General features: G+C 69.3%; 1 protein-coding gene. It reads left to right on the top strand.

Annotated elements, in window-relative coordinates; all coding sequences use genetic code 11:
- Positions 1 to 475 (top strand): IS630 family transposase (locus KLP40_RS21090; RefSeq protein ID WP_215595814.1); only part of this gene is annotated, 475 nt, incomplete at both ends.

The following is a 475-nucleotide window of genomic DNA, read 5'->3' as shown; positions in this document are numbered from 1 at the left end:
ATGAGCGGCCCTGCCAGCTGCTGGGCGATAAACTTGCCGCCCTGCCCGTCCGGCCGGGCCAAATCGCCAGGCAGGACCACGAGTACGTGCGCCACGGCACGGCCGTGGTGCTGCTGGCCTACGACCTGGACACAGGCCAGCGCTACGCGCAGGTGCGCGCCCATCGCACCAAGGCCGACTACGCTGACTTCCTGCACCAGGTGCTCACGCGCCACTACGCTGATGTGCCGCGGGTGGACCTGGTGCAGGATAACCTGAACACGCACGCCTACGGCTCGTTTTACGAGCACCTGCCCGTGGCCCAGGCGCGGGCGCTGAGCCGGCAGGTGCGCTTTCATTTCACGCCCCGGCACGGCTCGTGGCTCAACATGGCCGAGCTGGAGTTTTCGGCCCTGGCCCGCCAGTGCCTGGACCGGCGCATCGCCTCCCTCGACGAGCTGGCCCGGCAAGTGCAGGCCTGGGCCACGGAGCGCAA

Origin of the sequence: Hymenobacter piscis (assembly GCF_018760735.1) — a bacterium.
GTDB classification, from domain to species: Bacteria; Bacteroidota; Bacteroidia; order Cytophagales; family Hymenobacteraceae; genus Hymenobacter; species Hymenobacter piscis.
The sequence above is the reverse complement of the archived record's forward strand: the minus strand, read 5'-3'. Positions and strand labels throughout refer to the sequence as shown.